This is a genomic window from Flavobacterium zhairuonense, assembly GCF_004352915.1.
Classification (GTDB): Bacteria; Bacteroidota; Bacteroidia; order Flavobacteriales; family Flavobacteriaceae; genus Flavobacterium; species Flavobacterium zhairuonense.
This window is the reverse complement of the sequence record NZ_SJSY01000070.1, coordinates 193,808-211,257: the sequence shown is the minus strand read 5'-3', so window position 1 is coordinate 211,257 and position 17,450 is coordinate 193,808. Positions and strand designations below refer to the sequence as shown.

General features: G+C 33.5%; 15 protein-coding genes. 8 read left to right on the top strand and 7 right to left on the bottom strand.

Annotated features, from left to right (window positions below; translation table 11 throughout):
* The 4 genes from EYY60_RS08595 to EYY60_RS08580 all read right to left on the bottom strand — a co-directional run bounded on the left by EYY60_RS08595 (position 1) and on the right by EYY60_RS08580 (position 5,240).
* Complete coding sequence (locus tag EYY60_RS08595; protein ID WP_132988972.1) at positions 1-915, bottom strand: COG4315 family predicted lipoprotein; 915 nt, start codon at positions 913-915, stop codon at positions 1-3.
* Between the two features lie 325 nt (positions 916-1,240).
* Complete coding sequence (locus EYY60_RS08590) at positions 1,241-3,691, bottom strand: TonB-dependent receptor (RefSeq protein WP_235832310.1); 2,451 nt, start codon at positions 3,689-3,691, stop codon at positions 1,241-1,243.
* Between the two features lie 84 nt (positions 3,692-3,775).
* Complete coding sequence (locus EYY60_RS08585; protein ID WP_132988970.1) at positions 3,776-4,675, bottom strand: FecR family protein; 900 nt, start codon at positions 4,673-4,675, stop codon at positions 3,776-3,778.
* A gap of 49 nt (positions 4,676-4,724) precedes the next feature.
* Entirely contained in the window at positions 4,725-5,240 is a 516-nt protein-coding gene (locus EYY60_RS08580) for an RNA polymerase sigma factor (protein WP_132988969.1), read from the bottom strand.
* Between the two features lie 129 nt (positions 5,241-5,369).
* On the opposite strand from EYY60_RS08580, the gene EYY60_RS08575 reads away from it, so the two are divergent.
* Together EYY60_RS08575 and EYY60_RS08570 are read left to right on the top strand one after the other, a co-directional pair.
* Entirely contained in the window at positions 5,370-6,458 is a 1,089-nt protein-coding gene (locus EYY60_RS08575; RefSeq protein WP_235832309.1) for a hypothetical protein, read from the top strand.
* 135 nt (positions 6,459-6,593) lie between these two features.
* Positions 6,594-7,550, top strand: a complete 957-nt coding sequence (locus EYY60_RS08570; protein WP_132988968.1) for a YheT family hydrolase — start codon at positions 6,594-6,596, stop codon at positions 7,548-7,550.
* A gap of 28 nt (positions 7,551-7,578) precedes the next feature.
* Here the strand turns inward: EYY60_RS08570 and EYY60_RS08565 are convergent, their stop codons facing one another.
* The 3 genes from EYY60_RS08565 to EYY60_RS08555 form a co-directional block, all read right to left on the bottom strand.
* Positions 7,579-8,457, bottom strand: a complete 879-nt coding sequence (locus EYY60_RS08565; protein WP_132988967.1) for a helix-turn-helix domain-containing protein — start codon at positions 8,455-8,457, stop codon at positions 7,579-7,581.
* Between the two features lie 6 nt (positions 8,458-8,463).
* On the bottom strand, positions 8,464-8,931 hold the full coding sequence (locus EYY60_RS08560; RefSeq protein ID WP_132988966.1) for a nucleoside deaminase: 468 nt from the start codon (positions 8,929-8,931) through the stop codon (positions 8,464-8,466).
* Positions 8,932-9,074: 143 nt separating this feature from the next.
* Complete coding sequence (locus EYY60_RS08555) at positions 9,075-9,440, bottom strand: DsrE family protein (protein ID WP_132988965.1); 366 nt, start codon at positions 9,438-9,440, stop codon at positions 9,075-9,077.
* Positions 9,441-9,659: 219 nt separating this feature from the next.
* Between EYY60_RS08555 and EYY60_RS08550 the strand changes: the two genes are divergently transcribed.
* From EYY60_RS08550 to EYY60_RS08525, 6 genes are all read left to right on the top strand, one after another.
* Complete coding sequence (locus EYY60_RS08550; protein ID WP_132988964.1) at positions 9,660-10,748, top strand: NADH:flavin oxidoreductase; 1,089 nt, start codon at positions 9,660-9,662, stop codon at positions 10,746-10,748.
* Positions 10,749-10,834: 86 nt separating this feature from the next.
* Entirely contained in the window at positions 10,835-11,413 is a 579-nt protein-coding gene (locus EYY60_RS08545; protein ID WP_132988963.1) for a Crp/Fnr family transcriptional regulator, read from the top strand.
* Positions 11,414-11,576: 163 nt separating this feature from the next.
* Positions 11,577-12,434, top strand: a complete 858-nt coding sequence (locus tag EYY60_RS08540; RefSeq protein ID WP_132988962.1) for an SDR family oxidoreductase — start codon at positions 11,577-11,579, stop codon at positions 12,432-12,434.
* A gap of 40 nt (positions 12,435-12,474) precedes the next feature.
* On the top strand, positions 12,475-13,482 hold the full coding sequence (locus EYY60_RS08535) for a VOC family protein (RefSeq protein WP_132988961.1): 1,008 nt from the start codon (positions 12,475-12,477) through the stop codon (positions 13,480-13,482).
* 165 nt (positions 13,483-13,647) lie between these two features.
* Positions 13,648-14,598, top strand: a complete 951-nt coding sequence (locus EYY60_RS08530; protein WP_132988960.1) for an aldo/keto reductase — start codon at positions 13,648-13,650, stop codon at positions 14,596-14,598.
* Positions 14,599-15,001: 403 nt separating this feature from the next.
* A complete protein-coding gene (locus tag EYY60_RS08525; protein WP_132988959.1) occupies positions 15,002-17,449 on the top strand; it encodes a sensor histidine kinase in 2,448 nt (815 codons plus the stop codon).
* The last annotated feature ends 1 nt before the right edge of the window (position 17,450 follow it).

Below are 17,450 nucleotides of genomic sequence, written 5' to 3'. Positions count from 1 at the left end.
TTATATCGCAAGCGGTATGTCTTTTACTGGAACAGGCCAAATTCCTGGGCTTGGAAAACTAATTCCTTTATTAGCGCCTCTCACGCCAGCATCTTGTCCAAAGTAATACAGAGGCCAACCATTATAAGTCAGTTGTACTTTTCCAAAAACAGTAATCGAGCTGAATTTTGATTTATCAAGAATAGAAGGAACAACAATCTTGTCGGTTTCATAAATTGGCCATACCGCATTATTTGAAAAATCTTGTTTTGTGAAATTATTTTTCTTGAAATTGTCGTTTTTAAAAGTATACAATGTCAATCCTTTGGCATCTGTAAAATAAGTTGTTGCGCCGTCGCCTACAGTATAATCTGATTTGTAATTTTTTCCGTCGTGCCCAACAAGCTGGCTTCTCACAATCATGATCGAATAATCGGGTTTTGCTATGAACCAAGTGCCATCAACTCCGTCGCCAGATGTTTTTCCAGGATCTTCTGGTGTGTTTGTACCGGCACCGCCATATGCACCACCTGTAGACATTGGTGCATAATAGTATAAAGGCCAACCTTTGTAGGTTAATTGTTTTTTGCCCGAAGTAGTAGTTATGGTTGCAAAATCAGATAATGTTAATCCAGCTCCTAATTTATCTGTGGTTAAATTATCTACAAAAAATACAGGCCAAAATGCTTCGCATCCTCCCGTGCATGAAGATTGTCCATTTGCATCAGTTGCGAAAAAATATAATGATCTGCCACTTTTATCTGAAAGATAAGATCCGAGTGAAGTGCTTGTTGAAAGATTGATTTCTGTTTTTGTTTCGGGAATAGGCGTTGGAGTAGGCGTAGTGGTATCATTGCCATTATCACTGCTGCAGCTTAAAAAAAATGTTGAGATTGCAAGTATAGTTGTCGCGAATTTAATTGATTTTAATTTCATTGCTGTTTTGATTTAAGTTATGTTAAAATGGAAAAATTGTACTTTACAAAACCGTAAAGTCTTTTTGGTTTAAATTTTTAACATCAAGGTTTGGGCTTGATTTTAAAGGACATTTTGTTCAATGGTTTGGAGTTATGAACTGTCGCAGAAAAAATAGCCAAGCGGATATAATTTCAAGTTTTTTAAAGGGCTCATATTTTACTATTTTGATAAGATTCAATAGTAAAACAGTATCGAGGTAATTTACCCTACCTTAAGAATTGATATTTTTTGAAAAAAAAGTAAAAAAATACATAGTTTCTAAACGAAACAAGTAGGAAGAAGATTAAAATGAAACTCTAAAGCTCACATTTGGAGTTCTTTGAAGTGAAAAAGTTTCTACTTCTTCAATAGAATTTGTCAGCGAACTTATTCTATAATATTCGCTGATTTCGTTTTTTCTATTTAAAATATTTAAAATTGAAATCCCTAATTTGTACTGAATTCCTTTTTCAGTTTCCCATTTATAAGTTGAGGAAAAATTCACCTGCGCAAAAGTGTGCAAATTTGTATTATTTGGCCTATTATAGATCAATACAGGATTATTGTTGTCAATTTGAGAATCGTCTGGTGAAGTTTTTGGTCGACCCGAAGTCCATTTTGTGCCTAACGCGATTTTAAAATTGTTTTTCTCATAAATTCCTGCCCAAGTTGCCGTATGCATGACTTCAAAATTGTTTGGAAAAACAGGATATTCATAAGTGGCAAAATGATAGTTATTGTGATTATAGGTATAACTCAACCAAGTCAAAAAGTGATTCATTTTTTTCTGAACAAGCATTTCGGCTCCCCAAATTTCATAATCGCCAGTCGTTTTTACAAATTCCAATTGATTCTGAAAACCTTGGCTGGAAGTTGTAATTCCAGAAACTCTTTTGTAAAAATTTTCAATATCAAACAGCCAGCCTTTTTTTTCGTAAGATAAGTTCAAAGACAGCTGCTTGCTTTTTTGAATTGGAATTGTTGAGTCGTTGGAAATAATCCAACGCCTTTTTTCAATGCCAAAATAATCTTTCTGCAAGTCAATGATTTGTTGCGAATTTTGACTTTTCAATTCACCTAGCAATTCTAAATTTAGATCTCTTGTAATGCCGTAACCAAACTGAATTCGAGGTTCAGCAATAAATTTCTTGAATTTTTCAATATAATTAAGTCGGGCTCCTGCTTTAAAATAGACTCTTGAAAGTGTGTCATTATATTTTCCTTCCAAAATTAAGGCGTGCGTTCTCAAAACATCTTTCACTTTTCGATAGAAATCGGGATTGGTAACATCCTCTAGATTTGTAACGCCAATTTCGTTAAACTGATAGCCATCATTTAAAATGAATTTGGAACTGATGATGTGATTGTTCTCTAAATTGATTCCGTTATTATTGACCTTGTTTTCCTGAATGACAATTTGATTTCCAAAAGTTGTTTTTTGATCGGCCAAAAGTTCGTAAGCCGAATTATAGACATTAATTTTAGTCGTATTAAAGCGGTTCCAGTTTCGTTTCCAAGCCAGATTTCCTCCATAATTTTGCTGTCTCAAAGTGTTGTTTTCTGATCTGAAAATATCATATACAGTGGCACTTTGAAAAACTTCCAAATTATCTTTAATCGTAATTAAATCCAGAATGATTTGATCTTTTTCGCCTATTTTTTGAGCGTATTTTAGCGTTGCATCATAAAAACCAAATTTCTTATCGCTCCGATAATCGACGTTTTGTTTATCTGAAAAATCAGTAATGGTAGTGTTTTGAAATACTTTGTTGAAATACTCTTTATAGGTTGGCGTTTCGACAAAATCAGTAATAGATTTGCGTGCTGAAATTTCGATATAACTTTTTTTAGAAAGATTATATTTTGCATAAATATCAGCATTAATCATGTTTATTCCGGCGCTAAAAGAGTTTTTTTCGGCCGTTTCGGGAGTTGATGAAATGGCCACAACGCTTGAAACGCTTTCGCCATAAAAAGCAGAACTTCCGTTTTTATAAATAGAAATTGTATGTGCCAAATTAGGATTAAAAACAGATATTAATCCAAAAAAATGCCCCGTTTGATACATCCGGATTCCGTTCCACAAAAACAAATTTTGATCATGCGTTCCGCCACGCACATTTATGCTCGAAACACTTTCATCAATGCTGTTTACACCTGGAATTTGCTGCATAGTTTGCAATGCATCTGGTTCGATAAGTCCAGGAAGAATTCCAAATTTCTTGGGTTTGATTTCAAATGAGCCGTCAACATTTTTCGAAATTCCTGAAGCTAAAATAGCATTGGTTTTAATTTCATGAAGTTCTGTGATTTCAGGGTCTAAAAATATTTGAGCACAATTTTTAGAATTAGTATTGGGAGCCGTAATTTTTTTGGTTCCAAAACCAATATGAGTAACGAAGAATGTATTTACTTGCTCTTTTTTAAATTCGAAATAACCGTTTGAATCTGTTTGCGTTTGCGTTTTGTTTGGCAAATTTATATTGGCATTTTCAATAGGCTTTTTGTCAACACTAGAAAAAACATAGCCACAAACCATTTGGGGTTCTTCATTTTTCTTGTAAATATTAATGAATTTGTTTCCAATGTTTTCAAAAGAAAGATTGGTGTTTTTAGAAAGATATTCCAGTTTTTGCTCTAACGAAAGTGTTTTTTTGGGAGGAATTAATTCTAACCCAGAAATATTGTCTTCCGTATAATTAAAGCTTACTTGATGTTGTTGCTCAATTTCGAATATGATTTTTTTAATGGGCATGACTTTTCCTTGGTCCTGCGCAAAAAGAGTGAGGACCATAAAAAAGTGAAAAAACAAAAAACGAAATTGTTTGGGGAGCAACATTTACTTTTCGTCAAATATTATTTTATTCCTTGATACTTTTTTAGCCTCTAAATGATATGTCGTACTAATAATTTGCAAAGCTACATTTAAGTCTTTTGCCGGTAATTTTCCTGTAAATAAAGATGTTGTGTCTTTTGTATTTAATTCTATCGTGATGTTATATTGTCTTTCAACTTCGTCTAGCAAGCTTCGAATATTTTCTTTATAAAAACATATTTGATTGTCAACCCATTCAGGTTTCAACGCATTTACGTTAATATTGGTTTGTTTTTGATTTTCAAAACTAACACTTTGGCCATGCGTCAATACGATTTGAGAATTTGCGTAATTTACCTTTACGCGCCCTTCATAACAAACCACATCAAATCTGTTTTTTCTGACTTTGACATTAAATTGTGTTCCTAAAACAGTAACTTTTCCTAAACGAGTGTGTACTTCAAAGCGTCTTCCTTTGGAAACTCTAAAATAGGCTTCTCCATTCAGGTCAAGACTTCTGTGGTTATCCCAGTTCCATTTTTTATAACTTATTTCAGAGCCTGAATTTAGTACTACTTCAGAATTGTCAGGTAATGAAAAAGAAGTCTTCTCTCCAAAACCAGCTGCGTGTGTTTCAGGTATGAAAAAATTAAATGCAAACGTAACTCCCAAGGCTAAAACAAATATTGCTGCCGCTCGAAAAGCCCATTTTTTGTACAACGGAACCACCTTTGGAGTTGCTTTTTTCTGTTTCAAAATAGTAGAAAGCATAGCACTTTCATCGAAGTCATCCATTGCCAAATGATCCGTGTAATTTTTAATCTTTTGATATTTTTCAAAATCGGGACTTGCTTCAAATGCTGCTAATTCGTCCTCAGACAAATCATTGTTAAGCCATTTTGCTAATAAGCGATTTTTTTTCATTTTCTTGTATTCTATAATTAAAACAATTGGAACTTAGTTTACCCTACTTTTATAAATCAATTTCTTTGCGCAAGCTTAATAAAGCTAAATGAATGCGTTTTTCGACCGCTTTTACGCTGATGTTTAAATCCTGTGCAATTTCACTATACTTTTTTCCATCAATTCGATGCATCAAAAACGCGACACGCTGTTTTTCATTCAAGTTTTCAATAGCTTTCAAAAGTTTGGATTGAAATTGCTTTTCTTCCAAAAGATATTCAGGGCTTTCATTGGTTTTATCCAACCCAGTGAAATTCTTTTCATATTTCAAAACAACTTTTTGATGTGCAATTTGGTTGAGACTGCTATTATTGGCAATCGTATAAAGATATGATTTTGCTTTTTCGAGAGGTACCTGTGAGCAGTTTTGCCAAAGTTTTACAAATGCTTCTTGTGCTATATCATCTGCTTGATCGAGATTGCCAAATTTGTAAAAAAGAAAATTTCTAAGCGCTTTAATGTGGCTTTTAAAGAAAGACGAGAAAACAATTTCATCGCAAGTGTTTGATTCGTTTTTAGTTGGCATTTAGAATTTCAATTTGGTATCGTACAAAAGTATTTGTTTTTACATTAAGTAGGGTAAAAGTGAGGCTGATTGTTCTATAGATATATAAAATGTTATTTTCGAGCAATATTTGAGCTTTACAAAAGAAAAATGAAAAACCGTAATGCCGAATTTATTGAAAAACAGTTTCTTAAATTTTATTACATTTGTAAAAATATGAGTATGTTCCCGTTTAAAAAATATTTATCAATAGTCGTTGTTTTGTTCTTGTTTTCATGTCAGAATGAAATGGACGAACAGACTAGTAATACGCAGGGAACAATTACAAATTCTTCTCCGCTAACATTGTATTTGCAAAGAGTTGCAATGGTTCCAACCGTTCAGGATAATGTAATCGACGGCTCAACATATTGTACCATAAAACCTCCTTACACCGTAACAGTCAACAACACTCAAATTGCGATAAACAGTGCAGCAGATTATCAAAAAGTAATTGATAATATCAATGCAAGCAATTCTGACGACGACATTGTAAAAATAAATTTTCCGGTGACAATGGTGTATTATAATTACATCGAGAAAAATATTCCAAATGAAGCCGATTTTAATTCACTAATCGATTATTGGAATCAATATCCTGATCTTTTATCTAAAATTAATGGCTTAAATATTAATTATCCAATCACCATTAATATTTACAATACTTCAAACCAAATAGCGAGTTCAACAACAATTATAAGCGATCAGACTTTTTTTAATTTCATAAAAAATCTAAATGCGAGTCAGTATATTTCTTTGAAATATCCAATCTCAATAGTTGATTACAACAATCAAACAAAAACAATTTCGAATAATTTAGATTTCGAAAATGCAATCAAATATGCTATTGATTATTGTCCTGAAAATAATATCGTAACACTTGATTTTGTTGCGGCTATAACAAAAGGAACTTGGAAAATACCGTACTTTTTTAGTGATTCAGACAAAACTTCATTGTACACAGATTATTCATTTGTTTTTAAAAGTGATCAAACTGTAGTCGCTACAAAAGGATCAGCTTCAGAAACAGGTCAATGGGAAACTAGTTTGCAAAATAATGTTAGGGAACTAAAAGTGAATTTTAATTCTGAACCGCTTAAAAAATTAAATGAGAACTGGAAATTATTTGAATTTAATAATTCGCAAGTTCGATTGCGTGATGGCAATGGCTCTAATTATCTTTATTTTGAAAAAAAATAAATTCTACTGTAAACATTCCTATTTTTAAGTCTTTTAATTGTTATTTTCCAAAAAAGCAAAATATAAATTGACAGTATTACACTACATATTGATTGATTTCTTAGATTTGTAATAAGTATCACAAAACTTGTTATTATGCCAATAATTGAGCAATCAGAATATAATTCACCTTCTGTTATTCATCGTAATAGGCATGTCTCGACTATTTATGCCGCTTTGTTTAAAAAATTTGAGGTTCCCGAATATACTAGGCAGAAACTTGAATTGAAGGATGGCGATTTCATCAATATTGATTTCATTATAAATGATTCTAAAAAAGCTGTGATTTTGTGTCATGGCTTAGAAGGCGATTCCCGCAGAACCTACAATAATAGTTGTGCAGCTTACTTCCAAAACAAAGGTTTTTCAATTTTTGCATGGAACAATCGAACTTGTGGTGGTGAAATGAATCGATTGCCAAGATTGTATCATCACGGTGCTGTCGACGATCTTGATGAGGTTGTGCAGTTTGCTTTAAAAAAAGGATTTAAAGAAGTTTATTTGATCGGCTATTCAATGGGTGGAGTGCAGCTTCTGAATTATTTAGGCTGGACAAAAATCGATGAACGCATAAAAGCTGGGGTTTCGATTTCAGTGCCAACCCATATCGCAACAAGTGCAGAAGTATTGAAACAAGGTTTTAACCGTGTGTATTTAAAAAATTTCACCATTGATATTAAAAGAAAACTGAAACACAAAGCGGCTCAATTTCCTGATTTCGTAAACCGAGATCAAATCGATAAAATTTCTTCTTTTGATGAAGTTGATCAATACTTTACAGCGCCACTTCACGGTTTTGCAAGTCGAGAAGATTATTATGAGCGCGTTTCTCCCGAATTTTCACTTCCAAATATTACGACTCCGGTTTTAATTATCAATTCGCTTGACGATCCTTTTTTGGGTGAAAGATGTTATCCAAGAACTATTGCAAAGAATAGTAGATATGTTTATCTGGAGACGCCAAAATATGGCGGGCATTGTGCTTTTCCGCTTCGGGATTCCATGTATTCGTATGCTGAAAAAAGAGCTTTTGATTTTTTTGAATCTTTGTAAGATTTTAGATTTTTAAAGTTAATTTAGATTACGACACTCCTCTATTAAAACCAATAGTGTCTCTGTAAAATTGCGGAGATATATCAGTTTTACCTTTGAAAACTCTGCTGAAATAATATTCATCATCGTAACCAAGTTCATAGGCAATTTCTTTAACTGTTTTATCTGTAAGATACAATTCTCTTTTGGCTTCGACAATAATTCTTTCTGTGATCAAATCCGAAAGGGTCATGTTGAAATGATTTTTTGCGGCACGGGCAAGAACAACTGGTGTTACGTGCAACATATCTGCATAATCGCTCGCAGAATGTTTTGTTCTAAAATTATCTTCGATCGCGTTTCTTAAATTTTGGATCATCAGCAACTGCTTTTCATTGGTATTTACCAATTTGATGGATTGCTGGTCGAGTTTTATTCGTGTGGCAAGAACTAGGAATATCTTTAAATACGAAACAAGAACTTCATCTTTTCGTAAAGCTTCCATTTTTAATTCGTTTACAATTTCGTTTACAATATTCATCAGCTTTTCCTTATTGATTTGATTAAGAAGAATAAAAGGTTGCTGGTAAATATTGTTGAACAAAATTCCGTTTGATGCAATCTCTTTATGATGTCGGTATATGCAAAAAAAATCATGATGAAACTGAATCGCAATACCAGTCAGCACTCCTTCTGAAGCCAGCATAAAAGGTTGATAAGGATAAAAAGCAAACATCGTATTTTCTTTAAACGAATATTCGCAAAGATCAACTTTGGCTAAGCCTTCTCCCGAAATAATAATGATTAAAGTAAAATAGTTATTTCGCTGAATATGATCGAAATAACTGCTGTTGTCAAACTTAAAAACTTTAAAAGACAAGTTTCCATTTTGTTGATTAACGAGCGTATATACGGACTGCGATAACATAATTATCTATAGTTTGCTTAATAATTCTAAAAACTGAGCGTTGAGGTCGTTGCATTCTTCAACGCACACATCGCTGATTATTTTTGGTTTGTTTCCCCATTTTGGTACATCTTCAGCTGACAAAACATTATATTTTGAAGTAAAACCGCCTACATAAGGAACTGATGTTCCATAAATGATTTCAGAGATTTTGTGATGCCGAATCATATAAGAGCACATTATGCACGGTTCATGTGTGGTGTACATACGCGCAAGATGCAATTTGTCTGAGTATCCATTTTTTATGGCATCTCGAACAGCAATTATCTCGGCGTGATTGGTAATATCTCCGGTTGATTTGCCAGATTCAACACCAGTTCCAATCACTTTTTCATCTAAAACAATCAATGCGCCAACGGGTGGATTGCCGACTTTTAAAGCCGTTTTGGCAAGATCCAAACATTGACTCATATAATATTGAAAATCCTCGTGCATAATTTTTAATTTAATTGTCTATTTGATGAATGTATCTAAAGCTAAATTACTCAAAAAAATCACCATTTATTATGACCTTTTTTAGTTGAATGAAATTTAAAAACTGTCCTCTAAACAATCAAGAGGACAGTTAACGAACCGATTTAGAAAATCAAAATATCGTAACCTTCTTTTTTAAGATTAACAAAAGTTGGCAAACCGGGAGTTCCTGGAACTTCATTTTCATTTAATAAATCGTAACCCGATATTTCGGTTCCAAATACAGCAACGCATCCTTTTGAGAGACCATGAACGTGATCTTTCACTTCTTTATAAAGAGCATTAACAGGATGCTCAGGTTTTTCAAGCTGTTCTGGCCATCTTATGCCTGTTCCTTGAAAAATAATTTTTACATCTTCGCCTTCGTGCTTGAATTCGTATGCCGATGCTAAAGCATTAAATACACGTCCAATCGCTTCCTCTGAACCTGCTTTTGGATCAGAAAGAATAATAATAGCTGTTTTTTTCATTTGAATAATTTTTATTAACAAGGCAAAGATCTGACGGTAATGACTGCAAGGGAATGGATGAAATTTACTTTATAATGGAGAATTTTTTCTTCATTTTAATTTTTCTATTAAATAGTAAAACGTCCATTATAAAGTAAAAATCATCCATTTTTAAAGAGTGATAATCAGTGCAATTTTGCCTCCAATTATTAATCTAAGTAAACTTAAAAAAATAAACTAATGTCTGTTTCTGATTTATTTAAACCTCTTACGATGCTGCATGGTCCAGCAATGAGAAACCGTTTTATGTTGGCTCCTTTAACAAGTCAGCAAAGTAATTTTGACGGTACTGCATCTATATACGACCAATATTGGATGGAACAACTTGCTCAAGGCGGATACGGATTGATTCAAACCAGTGCTGCGACCGTTGAAGCAGGAGGTATAGCCTTTGAACGACAGTTAGGCATTCATAGCGATGATCATTTGCCAGGTTTAACCAAAATAGCAAATGTTATTCGTGATGGCGGCGCATTATCAGCTGTACAGCTTCATCATGCTGGGCATCGCGCCAAACCTTTGATTGGAGGAATTCCCGCTCCGGCATCTAGTAAAACAATAGAGGGAATAAAAGCAATTACAACTGAAGAAGTAGAAAGAATTCGAGACAGTTTTATTGTTGCAGGAAAAAGAGCACAATTGGCGGGATTCAATGGGATTTCGGTACATGGCGCTTTCGGATGGATTCTTTCAGAATTTATGTCTCCAAATTTGAATGATCGCACAGATAAATATGGAGGAAGTTTAGAAAATCGTGGTCGTTTTACCATTGAAGTTATCGAAGGAATCCGCAAAGCTTGCGGTCCTGATTTTCAAATAGGTTGGCGATTGTCAATCGAGCGCTATGGATTGCTATTGGAAGAGCTGCGAGAAGTTACTGCGGCTATTTTTGATCGCGAATTAATAGATTATTTAGATTTGGCCCTTTGGGATTCTGCCCAAATAGTTCGTGAAGGTACTTTTAAAGGAAAAACTATGCTTAGTGTTTTTACTGAAATTCCTCGCAAAGGCGTGCGTTTAGGTGCTGCAGGAAAAATTATGAGTGCACAACGCGCAGGGGAACTTCTTGATGAAGGTTGTGATTTTGTGCTTATTGCTCGTGGGGCTATTTTACAACGTGATTTTCCGCTGCAAGTAAAAGCAAATCCATTATATGATAGTCCAGAGCTACCTGTAATGGCAGATTATCTGCGTCAAGGTGGACTTAGCGAACGCTTTATTGATACCATGCGAGGCTGGCAAACTTTTGTGAAAGCTGGTTCTTTATAAAATTATAGAGAAAAATGGTGTTTTATTGAGGCTATAAAATTTCAAAAATTTGCTCTTCAGTTGTCTTTTGTATAATTTTACATGCTATGTATGAAATATTCCAAAAGTATCTAGAAGAAAAAGCTGAACTGACACAAGCAGAATCAGAACGAATACAATCATTTGCCATTATTAAAAAACTTCGCAAAAGACAATATCTGCTTCAAGAAGGAGATGTTTGGAAATACGATGCTTTTATCACGCAAGGCTGTGTTAGAACTTATACAGTTGATGAAAAAGGAAGCGAACATGTAAATAGTTTTAGTATCGAAAATTGGTGGACGGGAGATCGTGAAAGCTTAATGATGCAACAACCATCTCGTTTTAATATTGATGCTATTGAAGACACAGAGCTTGTGCTTTTTACTCATGAAAATTTTGAATTGCTCTGTAGAGAAATTCCAGCGTTTAATAATATGGTCAATACTATTTTGCAAAGAAGTTTTATAGCGGCTCAAAACAGAATTCAGGCTTCACTCACTCTTACTGCAGAAGAAAAGTATTTGAACTTTGTAAACAAATATCCGGGGTTTGCTTCTAGAATTCCTCAAACCATGATTGCCTCGTATCTTGGCATGACACCAGAAACATTAAGCCGTATTCGTAAACAAACGGCAAAGAAATAAACTATTAAGGAGCTTTTAAGGCTCCTTTTTTTATGCCTTCTTCAAACTCTTGATCTAGATCAAGTTTTTACTTATTTCTAATCAATGTGCAGGTCTTGCATTCATCGCAACTTTGTAATGTTCAAAAGAAACAAACATTATAAACATTTAAATATTAGAAATCATGTCAAAAGCAATTTTTATTACAGGAACAAGTACAGGCTTTGGAAAATTAACAGCTATTACATTAGCAAATGCGGGTCACTCAGTAATTGCAGGAATGCGCAACACAAATGATAAAAATGCCGCTGTCGCAAAAGAATTAGGAGCAATAGAAAATATTGAAGTAGTAGATATCGATGTTACAGATGATGCATCGGTAAATAAAGCGATCGAAAAAGTATTAATTAAATACGGAAAAATCGATGTTCTAATTAACAATGCAGCAGTAAGTGGTTTTGGTTTGCTTGAAGGCTACTCAATTGATCAGGTTCGTAAAATGTTCGATGTAAACGTTTACAGCGTACTTCGTATGTATCAAGCGGTTCTTCCTTCTATGAGAAAAGAAAAAAACGGACTCGTAATTAATATTACAACTGGAGCAAGCGGACATACACTTCCTTTTATGGTTCCATATATCGCATCAAAACTTGTGGTGGAAAGTTTTACAGAAGGATTGCAAGATGAACTTGCAGATTACGGAATAGAAAACGTAAGCATTCAGCCAGGAGTTTATCCAACAGAAATGAATAACGGTTCTAAAGCTGGTATTCACGCTGATAAAGCAGAAATTGTTGAAGAATACGGCGACGCTGCAACAGAAAAATTCAACGCTTTAGGAACTGCGTTATTTGGAAAAATGGCTCAGTTTGATATGAATCCGCAAACTATTGCTAATGGTATTCTAGAATTGGTAAGTATGAAAAAAGGCGAGAGACCGCTTCGTTTCCCTCTTGATGCCATTGCTCAAGGAACGGATAAAGAATTTATAGAAGCTCGCGCTACTATTAAAGCAAAATGGGTAGCAGCTTACACTAATTAATTTTTTAAAAATATTGAATAATAAAAACATAAAAGTAACCATGAAAACAACTCATAAAAAATCAAATAAAAAAGTACAAACTTCAGCAGCTGCAATGCTCAATTTATTAATCCTCTTTTCTGCTTCAGAAAAAACAGTGGCGCAAACTAGTGCAGGAATTGTTGGGATAGATCATGTCGGAATCAATGTTCCGGACCTCAATAAAGCGGTTACATTTTTTAACGATGTACTTGGTTTTACACCCGTAACACAATTAGGGCCAATTCCGCTTGACGCTGATTGGAAAAAATTAAATCATATTAATCCAAACACTGGTGCCGTTACCATAAAAATGATCAACGCAGGAAACGGAGCAAGTATTGAAGTATTTGAATATGCTGATAATAAAGGAAGCAAAACGCATCCAAATACCGATGATATCGGAGCATCTCACATCGCTTTTTATGTAAATGATATTAATGCGGCGGTGAAATATTTAAAAAGCAAAAGCGTGAAAATAATTGGAGAGCCATTTGTAACACCTTCTGGGGATACAGCTGGAGAAACTTGGGTTTATTTTGAAACGCCTTGGGGTTCTAAAATGGAATTGGTTTCGTATCCAAACGGGAAAGGGTATGAAAAAGCAAATCCAAAAACGATATTATGGTCTCCAAAAAATGCAACTTTGAAAAAGGCTTCTGTTGAAGATTTCGATTCTAAAAAAAATGCAATAGTTGTCGAAAACCACCTTAAAATCTGGAATGAAAAAGACGAAGCAAAACGTAAAGTATTATTAAATCAGGTTTACGCTTCTAATGTAGAAATGGTAGATCGCCATTTTATTGCTGAAGGAATTGACGATATAAGCAAATTTATTGTAGAGCTTCAAACCAAAAATCCTGATTTTAAATTCACTACAAAATCAGTAGAGACCAATCATAATATAGTTCGATTGTATTGGCAATTTGGATCAAAAGAAAAACCGGCTGTTGTAAGTGGTATGGATTTGTTTGTGATTGAAAATGCTAAAATTCAAAAGCTATACGTTTTTGTTGATCAGAAAGAATAAGTTTTGAAGTTCATTTTAAAAGTTTTAAAAAGCCAGAAAATAATTTTTTCTGGCTTTTTTAATTATACTAAATAATTTTTAAATGAGGTCTTTAGTTGAGTAATTTATTTAAAAATAATGCATATTTTTATTAATTGATTTTTAAATTGACTAACAAACAAAAACATGAATTCTGAAAACCAAAAAAATGAAATAAACCGACGTAAATTTTTACAAACCACTGCAAAATTTGCGGCCGCCGGGATTTATTTAGGCGCATTTGGAATGCCTGAATTATTCGCTAATGTTGTCCCAGATAAAAATACTAATGGCATTCCAGATATTAAGTTAAATAATGGTCTGAAAATGCCAATATTAGGATTTGGTACATACGGACTCAGTGGAGAAGTATGCCAGCGATCAGTTGCGGATGCTATCGCAGCGGGATATCGTCTTCTTGATACTGCAAAAGTATATGGAAATGAAGAAGCGGTTGGCAAAGGAATAAAGCAAAGCGGTATTGACCGAAAAAAACTTTTTGTTACTTCAAAACTGTGGGTCGATGATGCTGGCTATGAAAATGCTAAAAAAGGCTTTGAAGAGACACTTAGAAAACTAGGACTTGAATATCTTGATCTTTACCTGATACACCGTCCAAGAGGCGATGTGAAAGGATCTTGGAAAGCAATGGAAGAACTTTACAAAGCCGGAAAAATTAAAGCTATCGGTATAAGTAACTTTGATCCTGCTCAAGTGGCAGATCTTTTGTCTTATGCGAAGATAAAACCTGTAATAAATCAAATTGAAACACATGCTTATTTTCAGCAAACGAATGATTATAATGTATTAAAGCAGCATAATATTCAGATGCAGGCATGGGCACCTTTTGCAGAAGGACGCAATGGTCTTTTTACGAATGAAGTATTAACCCAAATTGCTAAAAAGTATGGCAAAACTACAGCACAAGTAAGTCTGAGATGGCATTTACAGCGTGGTATTGTTGCCATTCCAAGATCTTCACAAAAAGCACATATTATAGAAAATCTGGATATATTTAATTTCAAGCTTGATAATGCCGATATGAAAGCGATTGAAAAGCTTGATTTAAATCGAACTCAGTTTCCGGAATGGAGTTGATTAACTCGATCTAAAATAATGCTTTTTATATCAGAAAGGACGTTATAAAACAAAAGACCTGCAAATCTAAGATTAGCAGGTCTTTTATTTTGGAGATAGGAGAGTTGTGCTTTAAGTTCATAACCATTTTGTATACTTTATTTTTTTTAAGTTGTATCAGCTTGATGTTACTATGGAAATTAAATCGTTTTATTGAGTGGAAATGAAGCCAATGATGATTTGATTTGTTTTTAATGTGTTGGTATGTAGTGGTTTAGGTGTTTCGGTGTATAGGGGGTAATTTGATGGTTTTATAACAAATAAAATGGTTTTATGAGAAAATTTCTGATATTTACAACCAGTGTAAACAACCTTTTTGATTAATTTAACCGCTATAATTTAAAGAAATTAATTCCATAACTATATGAGGCAACTTTGTTTATTATTTTTCTTTTCAATAACTTCTTCAGCTCAATTGTCACCGACGGTAAGTAAGTACGATTTACCTAAAAGAAGATATTTAATTAAATCCTGTGCCAATTTTCTGTATGGAACCAACCAAGGCGCCATAGATGTTGACAGCTCCGTAGTGTTAGCAAGCAAAGCTTATAAGTTGCCTGTTTCTTTAGCTTATGATGAAGGTTATAATGATGGTTCATATTTGATTGGTCAGGACTTAATTGATAAAGGAAATATTAGCTCGGCTAAAAGACTCCTTGCTAGTTCTAAAGATGATGAAAAGATTAAATTATTGCTGCAGCTTGGGAGTTTTTATCTCTTTAAGCCTGGAACCAAACCTGGAGATCTGCAGAATGCTTTTTTCTATATAAAAGATGCTGTTGATCAGAGCAATAAACTAAAAATAAAAAAATGGCAGCATCAAAGCGAAATTTTGCTTGGTAGATATTATTTTCAAGCGAATAATGAAGGTACAGGTAAAAAATACTTTGAAAAAGTTATTAATGAATCCCGAAAGGAAAATAATAAGATTACTCTTGCTTATGCTTTAGAGTGTTATGGGAATCTTTTAACCAATTTCGATCCTGAAAAAGAAAAAATTTTTAAAGAAGTAGCTTTTTTATACGCATCATTAGGGTTAGAGGAAAAAAGGATTGATAGCGAGCAAAGACTTAGCACTATTTATTTTTGGACAGGAAGAATAAATATAGCAAAAAAAAGATTTTATCAAGATCTGATAGACTTGAGAAAAATTGGTTTCTCTCATCAGCAATTTACAGAAAATACTATTGCATTTATAGAATTGTATCAACACAACAATAAAAGTGCCTTGTATTATGCTTTAAAAAGTGTAAAAAGAATGGAAGATGAAAAAGATTTTACTTTAGGAGATATTATGTATCTGCGGCTTGGTGACGTCTACAACACAATGGGGTATAATGAGGAAGCCTTGGAAATGTTCAAAAAAAGTATTGAAGTAAGTCAGGATGTCCTAAATAATGGATTTTGGTATCAAAGTATTTTTAGTGCAATTGATGCCATATCAGATAAGGGAAAGAATAGGGAAGCTCTTGATTTTATTAGTTCGATAAAAACTAAATATCCACCAACAGGTACATTTGACAAAATGATGCTTGCCTATCGGACAGCTGTGTGTTATATGCGGATGAAAAATTTTATCCAAACTGAAAAATATTTTAAAGAAATGGATTACTATGCTACACAACTGAAAGATTCCTATACCTTTAATGACGTTGCTATTGCATATACAGAAATGGCTTTGTTTTATGCCGAAACAAATCGCCTTAAGCTTGCCGAGTATTATACTAATAAAGTTTTCTTATTGGGCAAGATTCATCAAAAAGCATATAATTCAGAAATGTTTCAAATTTTGCTGTCAAAAACAGATTCCCTGAAGGGGAATTATAAAGGAGCATTGGCCCATTTCCAGAATTATAAAAACATATATGATTCAGTTTCTAATAGTACGCAAAATAAACAGATTGAAGAACTTAAAATTGCTTATGAAACGAAAAATAATAAGCAAAAAATACAACTATTGAATGATCAAACCAAATTACAGGAGAGAGAACTTCAAAAATCACAACTTTTAAATACAGTATCGATTTGGAGCTTAGTTTTACTACTCGCTGTTATTGGTCTTTTATTTAATAGGTATCGTATAAAACAAAAGACTAATGCCAAGTTGGAACAGAAAGAAAAGGAAATCAATCAGAAAAACATCAATTTGAGTCATTTATTGGATGAAAAAGAATGGCTTTTGAAGGAGATTCATCACCGCGTAAAAAACAATCTGCAAACAGTGATAAGTCTTTTGAATTCGCAGTCAGCATATCTGGATAATGATAAGGCGCTCTCGGCAATAAAAAACAGCCAAAATAGAATACATTCCATGTCGCTCATTCACCAAAGACTTTATAGTGCCGAGAATGTGTCGACAATCAACATGCAGCATTATATTAAAGAGCTTGTGGGGTATCTTAAAGAATCTTTCTCATTAGGACAAAGAGTGCGTTTTGAAGTAATAATAGATCCGCTGGAACTGGATGTAGTGCAAGCAGTGCCAATCGGTCTTATATTGAATGAAGCGATTACCAATTCTTTGAAATATGCATTTCCGAATGACAAATCAGGAGTAATCGTTATTTCACTTCAGCGTGTTGCTGAAAGCCGTTATCAATTGATTATTTCTGATAATGGAGTTGGTATTGGTTCTAACGTCATCCACGAAAAAACTAAATCATTTGGCATGAGTCTGATTAAAGGTCTTACGGATGATATAGATGGTAGTTTCAAAATAGAGAATAATAATGGAACGGTTTTGAAAATTGATTTTAAAGCGGAGTTTCCAATTAGTAAAAAGTATAAAAATAATAATGTGTCAAATCTTTAAA